General features: G+C 72.6%; 10 protein-coding genes. 5 read left to right on the plus strand and 5 right to left on the minus strand.

Features of this window, described 5'->3' with window-relative positions; genetic code table 11:
• Window positions 1-126: 126 nt before the first annotated feature.
• The 3 genes from ACFYZS_RS26830 to ACFYZS_RS26840 are packed head-to-tail and all read left to right on the plus strand — an operon-like array spanning window position 127 to window position 2,815.
• Entirely contained in the window at window positions 127-1,362 is a 1,236-nt protein-coding gene (locus ACFYZS_RS26830) for a histidine kinase (RefSeq protein WP_389017567.1), read from the plus strand.
• The gene (locus ACFYZS_RS26835) at window positions 1,350-2,003 is read left to right on the plus strand and encodes a response regulator (RefSeq protein ID WP_389017569.1); all 654 of its coding nucleotides are present in this window, start codon (window positions 1,350-1,352) and stop codon (window positions 2,001-2,003) included. The genes ACFYZS_RS26830 and ACFYZS_RS26835 overlap by 13 nt, the downstream gene beginning before the upstream one ends.
• A 47-nt stretch (window positions 2,004-2,050) precedes the next feature.
• Complete coding sequence (locus tag ACFYZS_RS26840) at window positions 2,051-2,815, plus strand: hypothetical protein (RefSeq protein WP_389017571.1); 765 nt, start codon at window positions 2,051-2,053, stop codon at window positions 2,813-2,815.
• 90 nt (window positions 2,816-2,905) lie between these two features.
• Here the strand turns inward: ACFYZS_RS26840 and ACFYZS_RS26845 are convergent, their stop codons facing one another.
• Window positions 2,906-3,739 (minus strand): hypothetical protein, encoded by an 834-nt coding sequence (locus tag ACFYZS_RS26845; RefSeq protein ID WP_389017574.1) that lies wholly within the window; start codon window positions 3,737-3,739, stop codon window positions 2,906-2,908.
• On the minus strand, window positions 3,739-5,019 hold the full coding sequence (locus ACFYZS_RS26850) for a VWA domain-containing protein (protein WP_389017577.1): 1,281 nt from the start codon (window positions 5,017-5,019) through the stop codon (window positions 3,739-3,741). Before ACFYZS_RS26850 ends, ACFYZS_RS26845 begins: the two co-directional genes overlap by 1 nt.
• A gap of 152 nt (window positions 5,020-5,171) precedes the next feature.
• On the opposite strand from ACFYZS_RS26850, the gene ACFYZS_RS26855 reads away from it, so the two are divergent.
• Window positions 5,172-5,450, plus strand: a complete 279-nt coding sequence (locus ACFYZS_RS26855) for a hypothetical protein (RefSeq protein ID WP_389017580.1) — start codon at window positions 5,172-5,174, stop codon at window positions 5,448-5,450.
• 83 nt (window positions 5,451-5,533) lie between these two features.
• Here the strand turns inward: ACFYZS_RS26855 and ACFYZS_RS26860 are convergent, their stop codons facing one another.
• The gene (locus tag ACFYZS_RS26860; RefSeq protein WP_389017905.1) at window positions 5,534-9,031 is read right to left on the minus strand and encodes a M28 family peptidase; all 3,498 of its coding nucleotides are present in this window, start codon (window positions 9,029-9,031) and stop codon (window positions 5,534-5,536) included.
• Window positions 9,032-9,191: 160 nt separating this feature from the next.
• On the opposite strand from ACFYZS_RS26860, the gene ACFYZS_RS26865 reads away from it, so the two are divergent.
• The gene (locus ACFYZS_RS26865) at window positions 9,192-10,151 is read left to right on the plus strand and encodes a LysR family transcriptional regulator (RefSeq protein ID WP_389017583.1); all 960 of its coding nucleotides are present in this window, start codon (window positions 9,192-9,194) and stop codon (window positions 10,149-10,151) included.
• A 9-nt stretch (window positions 10,152-10,160) separates the two neighbouring features.
• Here the strand turns inward: ACFYZS_RS26865 and ACFYZS_RS26870 are convergent, their stop codons facing one another.
• Both ACFYZS_RS26870 and ACFYZS_RS26875 read right to left on the minus strand, forming a co-directional pair.
• Window positions 10,161-10,811 (minus strand): TetR/AcrR family transcriptional regulator, encoded by a 651-nt coding sequence (locus ACFYZS_RS26870; RefSeq protein WP_389017586.1) that lies wholly within the window; start codon window positions 10,809-10,811, stop codon window positions 10,161-10,163.
• A 125-nt stretch (window positions 10,812-10,936) separates the two neighbouring features.
• On the minus strand, window positions 10,937-13,000 hold the full coding sequence (locus tag ACFYZS_RS26875; protein ID WP_389017589.1) for a discoidin domain-containing protein: 2,064 nt from the start codon (window positions 12,998-13,000) through the stop codon (window positions 10,937-10,939).
• Window positions 13,001-13,070: the final 70 nt, after the last annotated feature.

Below are 13,070 nucleotides of genomic sequence, written 5' to 3' on the forward strand. Positions count from 1 at the left end.
ACTCTGGTCGCTCCGAGGAGCGCAATCAGTAGCGGCACCGTCCGAACCGGGGGTGGCACTGGCTACACCCCCGAGCGGGTACCAGGGTGGTGGAGCGGCTCTGATCAGTGCGATTACCGTACGGGCATGGGACTTTCCGGGGCGCCGAGGCGTACCACACGCTGGATCGCCGGCCACGCGCCCTGGTCGTCGTGGGCCTGGCGGAGCACCGCCTTCACCTGCGCCGCCATCCCCATGGCCCTGCCCGCCGCGGCCGCGTTCCTGTTCCCCAAGGCCTCCCCGATCACGCTGCTGGGGCTGCTCGTCCTGACCCCGCTGCTCACCCTGCTGCAGCGCAGCCGGTTCCGGGAGCTGCTGGAGCGGGAGATCCCGGCCGTCGCGTACGGTCGCCGGCCGCTGCGCCCACGCGCGTTGCTCGCAAGGCTGCGCTCCGAGTCGACCTGGCGGCAGTACGGGTACCACCTGCTGGTCAGCCCGCTCGCGGGGGTCGGCGGGGCCCTCGTCGTCCTGGCCTGGGCGTGCGGATTCGCCGGGGCCGGCGTGTACGGCTGGTCGTGGCTGCTGCCCGTCGAGGACCGGTACCTCGGCTGGAGCCGGTACTACGACACCGTCACCGTGCTCGGCTGTCTCCTGCTGCTCGCCACCCCGTGGGCGGCCGCCGCCCTGGCCAGGCTGGACGCCTTCGCCGCGGCCGCCCTCCTCGGACCCAACCGGGCCAAGGAACTGGAGCGCCGCGTCGAGGACCTCGCCGAGAGCCGGGCCGGCGTCCTCGACGCCGCTGACCTCGAACGCCGCAGGATCGAACGGGACTTGCACGACGGCGCCCAGCAGCGCCTGGTCGCCCTCGCCATGAACCTCGGCATCGCCCGCGCCACGCTCACCGATCTGCCGCCCGAGGCCAAGGCCGTGATCGACGAGGCACACCGGGAGGCCAAGGAGGCCATCGAGGAGCTCAACAACCTCGTACGCGGCCTGCATCCGGCGGTCCTGGAGGACCGGGGGCTCGACGCGGCCCTCTCCGGGATCGCGGCCCGGGCTCCGCTGCCCGTCGAACTGACCGTGCAGCTGGCGCACCGGCCCGGCCCCACCGTCGAGGCCGTCGCCTACTTCGTCGTCTCCGAGGCCCTCGCCAACGTCGCCAAGCACGCCGAGGCCTCCCGCTGCCGCGTGGAGGCCCGCCGGGACGGCGACCTGCTGCGCATCACCGTCACCGACGACGGCGTGGGCGGCGCGGACCCGGCCCGCGGCACCGGGCTGGTGGGCCTGCGCAAACGCGTAGGGTCGGTCGACGGAACCATCTTGATCAACAGCCCCCTCGGGGGCCCGACCGTCGTGACTGTGGAGCTGCCGTGCGGGCTGTGATCGCCGAGGATTCGGTGCTGCTGCGAATAGGACTGGTCAAGGTCCTCGAAATGGCCGGATTCGAGGTGGCCGCCGAGACGGGGGACGCCGAGGCCCTGCTCGCCGCCGTCGCCGCGTACGAGCCCGACCTCGCCCTGGTCGACGTACGCATGCCGCCCGGATTCACCGACGAGGGCGTACGGGCTGCGCTGATGATCCGCAGGCAGTGGCCCGGGACCTCGGTCCTGCTGCTCTCGCAGTACGTGGAGGAGCGCTACGCCGCCGATCTGCTGGCCGCTCAGGCCGGGGGCATCGGGTACCTGCTCAAGCAGCGCGTCGCCGACGTCGAGGAGTTCATCGACGCCGTCAGGCGGGTCGCCGCCGGCGGCACCGCCCTCGACCCGCAGGTCGTCTCGCAGCTGCTGCTGCGGCGCGGCGGGGGCATCGACCCGCTGGAGCGGCTCACCCCGCGCGAGCGGGAGGTGCTCGCGCTGATGGCCGAGGGGCGCTCCAACGCGGGGATCGCCGCGCAACTCGTCGTCGGCGAGAGCGCGGTCGCCAAGCACATCAACAACATCCTCGCGAAGCTCGACCTGCCGCAGGCCGACGGCGACCACCGGCGGGTGCTGGCGGTCCTGCGCTTCCTGGACGGCACCGCGTGAGCGGGGGCGGCGGTGGGCGTCCCCGACGCCCCCTGCGGCCCCGGCGCGTGGCCTGGATCGTGGTCGCCGTCCTGAGCGCCGTGCTCGTCGCCGCCCCCGCCGCCTGGCAGGTCTGGTCGTACACCTCCAGCGAGAGCGGGACGCTCAGCGGCGGCAGCGGCGGGCGGCCGGTGTCCGCCGTGGAGATCGACGCGGGCGGCGCCGACGTGCGCCTCACCCCCCGTTCCGACGGGCAGGTGGCCTACCGGGCCGAGGTGCGCTGGTCGCTGGCGGCTCCGGAGATCGAGGAGAGCTGGCTCGGCGACACCCTGAAGCTGACGCCGCACTGCCCGGCGGTGGCGGAGTTCGTGTCATCGGGCGCCGGCTGCTCCGTCGACCTGGGCGTCACCGTGCCCGCCGGCGTACCGGTGAAGGTCACCGCCGGCTCCGGCACGGTGGTGATCAGCGGGCTGGGCGGGTCCGTCGACGCCTCGGTCGGCGCCGGGACGCTCCGGCTGAGCGCGCTGCGCGGGCCGCTGCGGGCGAGCGTCGGTTCGGGTTCGCTCGAAGCCTCCGGGCTCAGCTCGCCGGAGGCCGAGATCCGGGCCGGAGCGGGCTCGGCCGTCGCGCGGTTCGCCGCCCCGCCGGAGCGGGTCACCGCCCGGGCGGGCGCGGGGCGGCTCCGGCTCACGGTGCCCGCGGAGACCCGCTTCCGGGTCACGGCCCGCGCGGGGGCCGGGCGTTGTGACATCGCGCCCGGGATGGACGACCCCGCCGCCCCGGGCCGGCTGGACATCGCGGCGGACGCCGGCCGCGCGGAGGCCGGCTACTGAGGCCGACGCCCCGAACCGACGCCCTGAACCGGTGTGCCCGGTGCCCGGCGGCCACGGCGCGGTGCCGTGGCCGCCGGGCGGCGCGGGCGGTCAGGCGCGGGGCGGGACCCGGGAGGGGCGGCCGCCGCCGCGGGTGAGGGAGTACCCGAAGATGCCGGCGAGGGCGCCGAGGATCCCGCCCGCCGCCGTCCAGATCCAGCGGTCCGACCACCGGCCGCCGGACCAGCCGTCGGCCGGCTCGCCGACGGCCGCCGCCTGCTGGGCCGAACTCCCGGTGCCCGCCTGGGCGGTCTTGCCGATGCCGGGCACGAGCGGCTTCGCGAGGGCGCCGTCCACCGCGAAGGCGCCTCCCGTGTCCCGGGTGGAGGCCTCGACCTCGGCCCGTACCGGAAGACCGAGGTCCTCCTCCGCCACGCCGACGACCGTCAGTCGGACGTAGTAGCTGCCGGGCAGCGGGTCGTTGGCCCAGGGCTCCGCACCGGGGCGGACGGTGCGCAGGGTGCAGGAGAGCTCGACCGAGGCGGCCTCCTTGGCCGCCGCGGCCTGCTGCGTGCCGTAGGTGCACGCCTGGCGGCGGCGCAGCCCGTCGTAGACGTCGAGCTGCCAGGTCGAGGCGGAGTGCCGGTTCGCCGCCGGAGGCAGCTTCACCGTGGCCTTGACCGTGGCCCGCTGGCCCGAGTCCAGCGGGAGCACCCAGTACAGGTAGTCGCCGGTGGACGCCTCGGCCGTGGCCCGCTGCCCCGGCTGGATCGCCGTGGCGGTGCGGAAGGCGGTGCCCGCCTCGGTCGGGCCGGAGGCCTTGCCGCCCGGGCTCGCGCTCGTACTCGCGCTCGCCGACGGGGTGTCCGCCAGGGCGGCGCCCGCCATGGCGAGCACACCGCCCGCGGCGAGGGCGGCGGCGGTCAGTATGCGTACGGTACGCATCAGTTGGTCCTCCAGACCGAGATACGCCAGCGGGAGATCCAGCCCCACAGCAGGCCGGCGACGAGGCCGGCGAGCACCAGCACGCCGAGCAGCCACCAGCCGCGGCCGAGACCGAACGCCGCCGCGTCGGACGTGTCGTCGGGCCCGTCCACCACGTCGATGGTGAGCTCGACGGGCAGGCCCGGCGTGGTCTTGACCGAGGCGGGAGCCGCGAAGGAGTTGCTGACCTGCAGGCAGACGGTCTCCACCGCCGCCTTGCCGTCGCCGTCCCCGTCGGAGTCGTCGACCTCGGCCTTCGGGTAGCGCAGACCGGTGGAGATCATGTCGGTGCGCCCGTCACCCGCTTCCGAGCCGCGGACGATCTCCCGCCCGTGCACGGTCGTGGCCCGGAGCATGACCCCGTAGTCGTTGTTGACGGCCCGGTCGGCGGCGATGCTCACCGAAGCGCGCAGCTCCTGGCCGGGCTTGACGTCCACCCGGTACCAGCGGTGCTCGCCGAAGGTCTCGCGGTCGGTGTAGAGGCCCGCGCCGAGCTGCGGGGCGCCGGCACACTGCTTGGCGCCCTCGGTCGCCACCGGGGTGACCACCGGGGTCGCCGCCCGGTCCACCAACTGCTTGACGCGGCCGGAGAGTTCGGCGGTGTGCTGCACCGAGGTGTAGGTTCCGCCGGTGGCCTCGGCGATGCAGATCAGCTGGTTGCGCGTCTTCGCGTCGGGGACGAGCCCGAGCGTGTCGATGACGAGGTGGATGCCTTGGGCCGCGATGTCGCGGGCCACCTCGCACGGGTCGAGCGGGGCGCAGGTGTCCTCGCCGTCGGTGATGAGCACGATCCGCCGGGTGGCGTCGCCGCCCTTGAGGTCCTCGGCCGCGCCCAGCAGGGCCGGCCCGATCGGGGTCCAGCCGGTGGGGGCCAGGGTGGCCACCGCCGTCTTCGCCTCGGTCCGGTCGAGCTTGCCGACCGGGTAGAGCTGCTTGGTGTCCTTGCAGCCGAGCTGCCGGTCGTCACCGGGATAGGTGGCCCCGAGGGTCCGTATCCCGAGCCGTACCTCGTCCGGCGTGGCGTCCAGCACCTCGTTGAAGGCCTGTTTCGCCGCCACCATCCGCGACTTGCCGTCGATGTCGGTCGCCCGCATCGAGCCGCTGACGTCGAGGACCAGCTCGACCTTGGGGGACTCCTTCGCCACCGGTTCGCCGGCGGCGGCATTCGCCGGGAAGAGCCCGACCGCCAGAGTGGCCAACAGGCCACAGGCCCCGGCCGCCACCCATTTTCTTGTGATCATCGCCGGATCGTATTGAGGATCCGGCTCCGGAACCAAAACGCTCCCGGGAAGCCTGCCCGCCCCGGCGGCGCCGCGGCCGACCTGCCGTCCGCGGCGGGCGCGGCTACCCTGGACGGGGGGACGGCTCGCAGTGCCCCGACGGAGGCGATCCCATGAGACGGCGCCATCACTTCCACATCGATCACGCGGGGCACTCCGTCAGCGCCACCGTCGAGACCGGCCGCCACGTCGACGTGGAGATCCTGGTCGACGGCAAGGAGACCGGGCACGGCACCACGCACCACGACCGGCCCGTCACCGTGCAGGTGGAACTTCCGACCGATCCGCCGACGCCGGTGTCCGTACGCGCCACACCCGGGCCCGGCGTCCCGCGCTGTGTCCTGGAGGCCCCGGACGCCGTCCCCCAGGTCATGTCCCCCCGTCGCTACTGAACGTCGTCGCCGACGCGCCCGAGCGGCACGCGCCCCGGCCGCGAGGCCGGGGCTCATGCCGCTCGGAGGTGCTCAGGCGGGTGTCAGCTCGCCTGGAGGGTGACGTCGTCCACGACGAAGGAGGTCTGGAGGGACTGGTCCTCCACGCCCTGGAACTTCAGGGTGACGGTCTGGCCGGCGAACCGGGACACGTCGTAGCTCTTGAGCACGTAGCCCGGGGCCGCGTCCAGGTTGGACAGGGTCTCCAGGGTCTGGCCGCCCACCGAGACGGTGAACCGGTCGTAGACCACGCTCTCGTCCTCGTCGGTGTCGATGTGGAGGTAGAAGGCGAGCCGGGCCGTGGCGCAGCCGGCCGGGAGCGCCAGCGACTGCGAGGCGCTGTCCGTGTGGGAGGCGCCGTAGCCGTTCAGCCACGCCATGTACGCGCCGCCGTGCGAGACCTGGCCGGACTGGTTGGTGACGACCCCGGCGGTGGCCGTCCACGGGCTGCTGCCGCTCTCGAACCCGCCGTTGACCACGACCTGCTTCGGGGTGCACGTACCCCCGCCGCCTACGGTCAGCGTGTAGGTGGTGCCGTGCGCGACCGTGCCGGTACCGGTGACGGTCAGGGTGTAGGTGCCCGCCGCGGTGGCCGCGCCGACCTGCACGGTGAGCGTCGAGGAGCCGCCGGACTGCACGGAGGCCGGGCTGAGCGTCGCCGTCACCCCGGACGGGGCGCCGGAGACCGACAGGGCGAGCGTCTGCGGGCTGCCGCTCACGGTGGTGGTGTTCACCGTGGAGGTGACGCTGGTGCCCGGTGCGGCGGAGCCGGCGGACGGGGAGGTGCTGATCGAGAAGTCCTGCGCCGGGGTGTCCCCGCCGACGGCCTGCTTCCAGATCGCGTAGGCGACCCCGTCGGCGCTGCGGTCCAGCACCGTCGCGTTGATGTTGTTCGTCGTGTCGCAGGAGCTGTGGTAGCAGGAGTCGTACGCCGCGTTCGCGGTGCCGCCCCACTTGGCCGCCTGCGCCGAGGTCTTGCGGGCACTGGCGCCGGCCGCGTAGCCGGAGGTGGGGATGCCGCCCTGCTGGAAGGAGTAGTCGTCACTGCGGCCCTGGCCCTCGGTGTTCTCCTCCGGGGCGAGGTTCAGTGAGGCCCAGTACGCCTTCAGCGGCGCGGCCGTGGTCGAGTTGACGTTGTTGATGAAGTAGCCGCCGTTGGGCGAGCCGACCATGTCGAAGTTGTAGTAGCCCTTGATGGCGGCCTTCTCGGCGCTGCTGAGCCGGCCCACGTAGAACTCCGAGCCGTTCAGGCCCTGCTCCTCGTCGGTCCACCAGGCGAAGCGCACGTGCTTGGTCAGGGTGGGGTTCTTCTGCGCGAGGACGAGCGCGTTCTCCAGCAGGGTCGCGGAGCCCGAGCCGTTGTCGTTGATGCCCGGTCCCGCCGAGACGCTGTCGAGGTGGGCGCCGAACATGACGGTCTGGTCGGCCGGGCCGCCGGGCCAGTCCGCGATCAGGTTGTTGGACGGGTAGGTGCACGAGGTGCAGTTCTGCTCGGTGACGGTGAAGCCGGCCGCCTGCAGTTTGCCCTTGATGTACGCCACCGACTGGGTGTAACCGGCGCTGCCCGCCCGGCGGTTGCCGCCGTTCTGCGAGGCGATGGTGTTCAGCTGGGCCAGGTGCGCCTGGACGTTGGCCACGTTGACGTCCGGCGGGTCGTTGCCGGGCTGGGTGCTGCCCACGTTCAGCGCGTAGTCGACGGTGTGCGCGAGGCTCGGGCCCTGGCCCTTGACCGTGATCGTGGAGGACCCGGGCGCCGCGTTGGCCGTGGCGGACAGGGTCAGCGTCGAGGACTGGCCGGACTGCACGGTGGCCGGGTTGAAGGAGGCGCTCACCCCGGACGGCAGGCCGGTGGCCGTGAGGGTCACCTGCTGGGCCTGGCCGGTGGTGGTGCTGGTGGTCACGGTGGTGGTGACCGAGGCGCCCTGCTGGACGGTGCCCGAGGACGGGTTCAGCGCCATCGAGAAGTCGTCGTTCTGCCCGCTCGGGGTGCAGGTCGGGTCGCCGGACTGGGCGGGCACGCTGATCGCGTCCCAGGCCGCCTTGGTCCGGGTGAAGAGGTTGCAGGTGGCCGGGTCGAGCGACTTGGCCGAGCTGAGGGTCGCCGTCCGGTACTTCTTGTAGGACATGCTGCTGGTCTTGAGCAGCATGCCGCCGTAGAAGATCTTGCCGGCGGTCTGCACGCCCACGCCGGTGACCGTGGACTGGTTGCAGGTGGGGCTGCTCGGCTTGCCTCCGCCCGGGCTGCTGCCCTCGGCCAGCAGGTAGAACCAGTGGTTCAGGGGTCCCGCGGCCGCGTGCACCTCGGTGCCGGGTATCGCGGAGCTGTAGCAGGCCGGGTCGTTGTTGACGGCCGGCGGGTTGTACATGTTCCGGATCGGCCCGCGGCCCTGGAGGTTGATCATCTCGCCGACGGTGTAGTCGGGGGTGTCGTACGGGGCCGGCTCGTTGGCGTACGCCTCCGTCAGCGCGCCGAAGATGTCGCCGGTGCCCTCGCCGAGCCCGGACTCCTGGCCGCTGGTGCCGCCGGGGGTGTTGGAGTCGATGGCGTGCCCGTACTCGTGGCCCACCACGTCGATCCCGGCGATCCACTCGTTGGCGCTGTTGTGCCCGATGGTGACCGAGCTGCCGTCCCAGTACGCGTTGAGGTCGCTCAGTCCCACCTTGCCGGGGAAGCTGCGGCCGTTGCCGCTGACGCCGTTGCGGCCCAGCCACTGGCCCAGCATGTCCCACTGCTTCTGGGCCGCGAACATCAGGTCCGTGCAGCCGGTTTCCTTGGACGTCGCGTTGCCGGTGCCCCAGGAGTCCGAGGACTTCGTGAACACGCTGCCGGTGCTGTAGTCGGCGCAGCTCAGACCGGGCCGGTTCGGGTCGCGCAGCGAGTACGAGCCGCCCGAGGCGGTGGTGTCGAGGGTGAGCGGGTTCGGGCCGTTCCACTTGCTGGTGCCGCTGCCGGCGACTACCTCGTCGTGGCGGTCGACGACCTTGCCGGTGCGGGCGTCCACGAACACGTGCAGCTTGCTGGGCGCGGTCTTGGTGTTGCCGGCGAGCACGGTCTCCCAGGCCAGGACCTGCTTGTCGTCCTTGATCTTGACGACGAGCCGGCTGTCGAGCACCTTGTCGACCTTGGCCAGCTCCGCACGCGAGACGGTCTCGGCCGCCTTCGCCGTGACGGAGGGGGTGGTCGCGACGTCGATCGCGGCGGCGGAGGCCGACTGGACGGCGCGTACGCGGCCCTGGCCGTCGGCGAGGACGACCGCGTCGCCGCCGACGACCGGCAGCCCGCGGTAGCTGCGCTCGTAGGAGACGGAGTACAGGTCCTGCACCCAGGGGGTGACCAGGCGGCGGTCGTACTGCTGCTGGTGCGAGTTGACCAGGGTGTCGAGGCCGCTGCGGACCGCCGCGTCGGCCGCGGCGACCGCGCGCTCGGCGGATTGGGCCTGCGGGGAGGGCGCGGGGGGCTGGACCTGTGGTGAGGCGGACGCGGCGGTGGCCAGCGTGCCGGCGAGGCTCGCCGTCAGCGCCATGGCCGCCACGGAGGCCATCCATCTGGTGGGCTGCAAGAGTCCACTCCGATCGTGTGGGGGGTGCTGCGGGTGGGTGTTGGCGCCGAGTATGGGCGTGGACATGGCGAGATTGGGACATCCCTGCGCACATAAGGTCCGCGTTATGGTGCCGAGGGGTCACGCTGCGTAAGCTGCCGGAATGCAGCTGGAGTTGAGGCATCTGCAAGCCGTGTGCCAGATAGCGGAGTCCGGCAGTCTGGGTGGCGCGGCCCGGCGGCTGGGGGTGTCCCAGCCCGCGCTCTCCGCGCAGCTGCGCAGGATCGAGCGGGTCGCGGGCGGCGAGCTCTTCGTCCGCGGCCGCAGCGGCGTGGAGCCCACCCCGCTGGGCCAGTTCGTCCTCGGCAAGGCGCGGCGCGTGCTCACCGAGATGGAGAGCCTGGGCGCCGAGGCCCGCGCGATGGCGACCGACGCCCCGCTGCGGCTCGGCTGCATCCTGCTCGTCCTGATCGACGGACTGCTCGCGCGGACGGACCTCGTCCTGTCCGGGCGGGAGATCACCGTGGACGTGGAGCACTCGGTGACCGCGCTCGTCCGGATGCTCGGCGCGGGCCGGTACGACGTCATCGTGTACGGCGAGGTCAACGACCACGAGGTCGCCCTGCCCCAGGGCACCCTGGCCCGGACGCTGGTGCCCAAGGAGCCCTTCTGCATCCGGATGTCCACCCGCCACCCGCTGGCGGGGCGGGAGGTCCTGGACCTCGCCGAACTGGCCGGCGAGCAGTGGATGACCCTGGTGGAGGACGACGACGGCGGCCCCGAGGCGCTGGTGGAAGCCTGCGCCAAGGCCGGGTTCGCCCCCTCCCTGCGCCACCGGATCACCGACCGCAAGATGCGCCACGACCTGGTGGCGGCGGGCCGGGCCATCTCCCTCACCCAGCCCACGGCCCCCACCGTGGAGGGCACGGTGATGCGCCCGCTGCTCGGCACGCCGATCACGGGCCGTATCCGGCTCGCCTGGAACCGCTCGGCGGTCTCCGCCGGCCAGGCGGACTCGCTCTACCACGCGGCGGCGGGCGCGTACCTGGCCAACGTGGACAACAACCCCTTCCACCGGGCGTGGTGGGACGCGCACCCGGAGGCGCACCCGGTCCTGGGGTGAGCGCGGGGCTCAGCGCGCCTGGGCGGGGCTCAGGGGAGGGGCTGGCCGGACGACGGCAGCAGCCCGCTCGTCGTGGACGAGGCCGGCCACGTGGTCGGAGACCATGTCCAGGATGGCCGCCGCCGCGGCCGCGTCGCCGAGCACGAGGAAGTTCAGGGTCAGCCCGTCCGTCATCGCCGCCAGGTAGCGGGCCAGTACGGGGACGGGGACGCGCAGTCCGGTCTCCATGCCGAGGCAGACCTGCTCGAGCAGTTCCGCGTACGTCGCGCAGTACAGCTCGTGCTGGCGCCGCGCCAGGTGCTCGAACCCGGGCTCGCGCAGGGCGTACTGGGTGAGCTCGTAGGTGAGCATGTGCTCGGCGGGGTGGGCGCGGACGTGGTCCCAGTACGCCTGGAAGCCGGCCCGGACGGTCTCGCGGAGGGTGGTGCGCGGCAGGATCGCCTGCTTGACCACCGTCAGGTAGTGCTCGGTGATCGTCTCGATGACCGATTCGAGCAGCGCCTGCTTCGAGTCGAAGCAATAGTGGAAGACGCTCAGCGACACCCCTGCCTCGGCGGCGATCGACCGGGTCGTCGTCTTCGGGACGCCGTCGCGTGCCATCGCGCGGATCGCGGCCTCGGTCAGCTGCCTGCGCCGCTGCGCCAACGGCATCCGTGCCATGCGGAATCGGTTCCCTTCGTACGGGCGGAGGTACGGGCGAGGCCGGGGCCGGAGGGGTCGGACGTGCCGATCCCCCCGGCCCCGGCCTGCGGGTGCCGCTGTGGGCCCTCAGCCGCTGCGGGCCATCAGCTGCTGTAGACGCCGACTTCGTGCAGGGAGTAGCCCCACTGGGTGCCGCGGCCCACTCCGTGGACGCGCACGTACCGGGCCGGGACCCCGGCGAACCGCGCCGTGTCCAGGCCGCCGTCACCGGCGGTCGTGGACCAGACCGTCTGCCAGTTCACGTCGTCCGCCGAGACCTCGATGCGGTACGACTTCCCGTACGCGCGCTCCCAGTCGAGGGTGACGCGCTTGACCACCCCGGGGGAGCCGAGGTCGATCCGCAGCCACTGGTCGTCGTTCCAGTCGCTCGCCCAGCGGGTGCCCGTGTCCCCGTCCACGGCCCGGCCGGGCGCGTAGCTGACGAAGGGGTTCCACTCGGCGGAGCTGGCCGAGGCGGGCGCGCCCGCGGCGAGGTTGACGCCGGCCTTGTGCTGCTCGGAGGCCCCCCAGGTGTGCAGGTAGGACTCGGCGCCCTTGAAGAGGTCGTCCACGACGCCCTGGCCGCCGACCTGCCGGATGTCCTCGATCCAGTCGGGGACCAGGCCGTAGTGCGCGGCGCCGTCGGTGTTGAGGTCCCAGGTGCGCTGCCCGGTGGTCTGCTTGTCGATGACGGAGCCGCCGTCGGTGCTGCGGAACGGGTACTTCACCGGGTTCGGGGTGTCGGCGCCGCGCGGGCCCGGCCAGCCGCCGACCCCGTTCATGTCGGTGCCGTACCCGTAGCCGACCTGGTACTTGTCGCGCAGCGCCTTCGTACGGGCGGCCTCGCCGCTGAACCCCTCGGCCCCGTTCATGTACTGGGCGGCGAACCCGCCCAGCTTGTAGAGGCGTTCGGTCCAGCCCAGGTCCATCCAGCTGTGCGAGGAGATCACGCCGGGGTAGGACTCGGATTCGAGGATGTCGAAGGCCCGGCCCGCGGCCTTGACGCTCATGTGGTCGACTTCGAGCATCATCTTGCGTTTCATCATGCCGCGCACGGCGTATTCACCGAGCTCGGTGAGACCGCGGGAGTTGCACTGCGCGTCGGCCGCGTAGGAGGGGACCGCCACGCCCGCCGGCAGCTCCTTCTGCGCCGAGGGCGCCGGTGCCAGGCCGATCGGGTTGTCGTGCTGCGGGCCGGTGCACCGCTCGGTCTTCCAGAAGGTGCCGGTGGACAGGAACTGTCCGACGTTGATCGCCGTCCCCAGGGCGCCCTCGTCGAAGCGGACCCCGCACAGGGCGTTGTCGAACTTGTGGCACAGGAACATGCTGCGGACGCCGAGCCGGTACAGCTCGTCGAGGCCGCGGTCGATGTCCGCCTTGCTGCACTGGGAGATGTCCAGGATCTGCTTGCAGCCGAACGGCTCGGAGGTCTCCACGCCCAGGACCACGGCCAGCTTGCCCTGCTGGACGACGTCGCGTGCCTGCGCGGAGTCGGTGACGATCCGGAACCAGCCCTTGCCCGGGCCGCCGTACATCTTGTCGATGTAGGCCTGCATGTCGTACGTCTTCTGCGCCTCCAGGCGGATGGCGGTCATCTCGTCGCAGCCGCGGTCCTTGAAGAAGTAGACCGAGCAGATCACCCCGTTGGTGACGAGGTCGTTGACGAGGACGCGCTGGCCGCCGCGCCAGGCGCGCTCGATCCATGCGTAGTAGTTCTGCTGGTGGGTCAGGGAGTCGTGGGCGGGCCAGTCCTTGAACGTCGGCCAGCCGTTGGGGTCGTGCTTGCCGTCCCCGCCCTTGGTGATGAAGTCGAAGATCGCGAGGGAGCCGTCGGGGTAGTGCTCGGGGCAGTCCTTGAGGGCGTCGGCCACTCCCAGGTCGGAGAACGCCTTGCCGCAGATGAGCCGGCCGCCGAAGCCCTCGTTGGACATGATGTGGTCGTGGGCGTCGACGAAGCCCCGGACCCGCCCCTGGGCGTCGGTGCCCTTGAACGGCTCGCCCGTGACGTTGATCTGGGAGTCGGGGGCGGGGCGCGCGGTGGGGTTCCACCAGCCCGCGTCGCCCTCGGCGGCCGCGCCGGGCGCGGGGCCGAGGGCCATGGCCACCATGGCCAGGAGGAGGGCGAGCAGCGCCAGTGGCCTGCGCCTGCGGTGCGGGGGACGGGTCATGGTCATCACTCACGTCATCGGTCGGCGGATGGCGCGGTCGAGGACGCAGACGGCCCGAGGAGCCAGCTGA

The organism is Streptomyces sp. NPDC001903, from assembly GCF_042891345.1.
GTDB lineage: Bacteria > Actinomycetota > Actinomycetes > Streptomycetales > Streptomycetaceae > Streptomyces.

Excerpts from the sequence above, each read along its gene's own strand:
- ACFYZS_RS26830 (WP_389017567.1), top strand. The coding sequence starts at position 127 with ATGGGACTTTCCGGGGCGCCGAGGCGTACCACACGCTGGATCGCCGGC.
- ACFYZS_RS26845 (WP_389017574.1), bottom strand. The coding sequence starts at position 3,739 with ATGCGTACCGTACGCATACTGACCGCCGCCGCCCTCGCCGCGGGCGGT.
- ACFYZS_RS26850 (WP_389017577.1), bottom strand. The coding sequence starts at position 5,019 with ATGATCACAAGAAAATGGGTGGCGGCCGGGGCCTGTGGCCTGTTGGCC.
- ACFYZS_RS26855 (WP_389017580.1), top strand. The coding sequence starts at position 5,172 with ATGAGACGGCGCCATCACTTCCACATCGATCACGCGGGGCACTCCGTC.
- ACFYZS_RS26860 (WP_389017905.1), bottom strand. The coding sequence starts at position 9,031 with ATGGCCTCCGTGGCGGCCATGGCGCTGACGGCGAGCCTCGCCGGCACG.
- ACFYZS_RS26865 (WP_389017583.1), top strand. The coding sequence starts at position 9,192 with ATGCAGCTGGAGTTGAGGCATCTGCAAGCCGTGTGCCAGATAGCGGAG.
- ACFYZS_RS26870 (WP_389017586.1), bottom strand. The coding sequence starts at position 10,811 with ATGGCACGGATGCCGTTGGCGCAGCGGCGCAGGCAGCTGACCGAGGCC.
- ACFYZS_RS26875 (WP_389017589.1), bottom strand. The coding sequence starts at position 13,000 with ATGACCCGTCCCCCGCACCGCAGGCGCAGGCCACTGGCGCTGCTCGCC.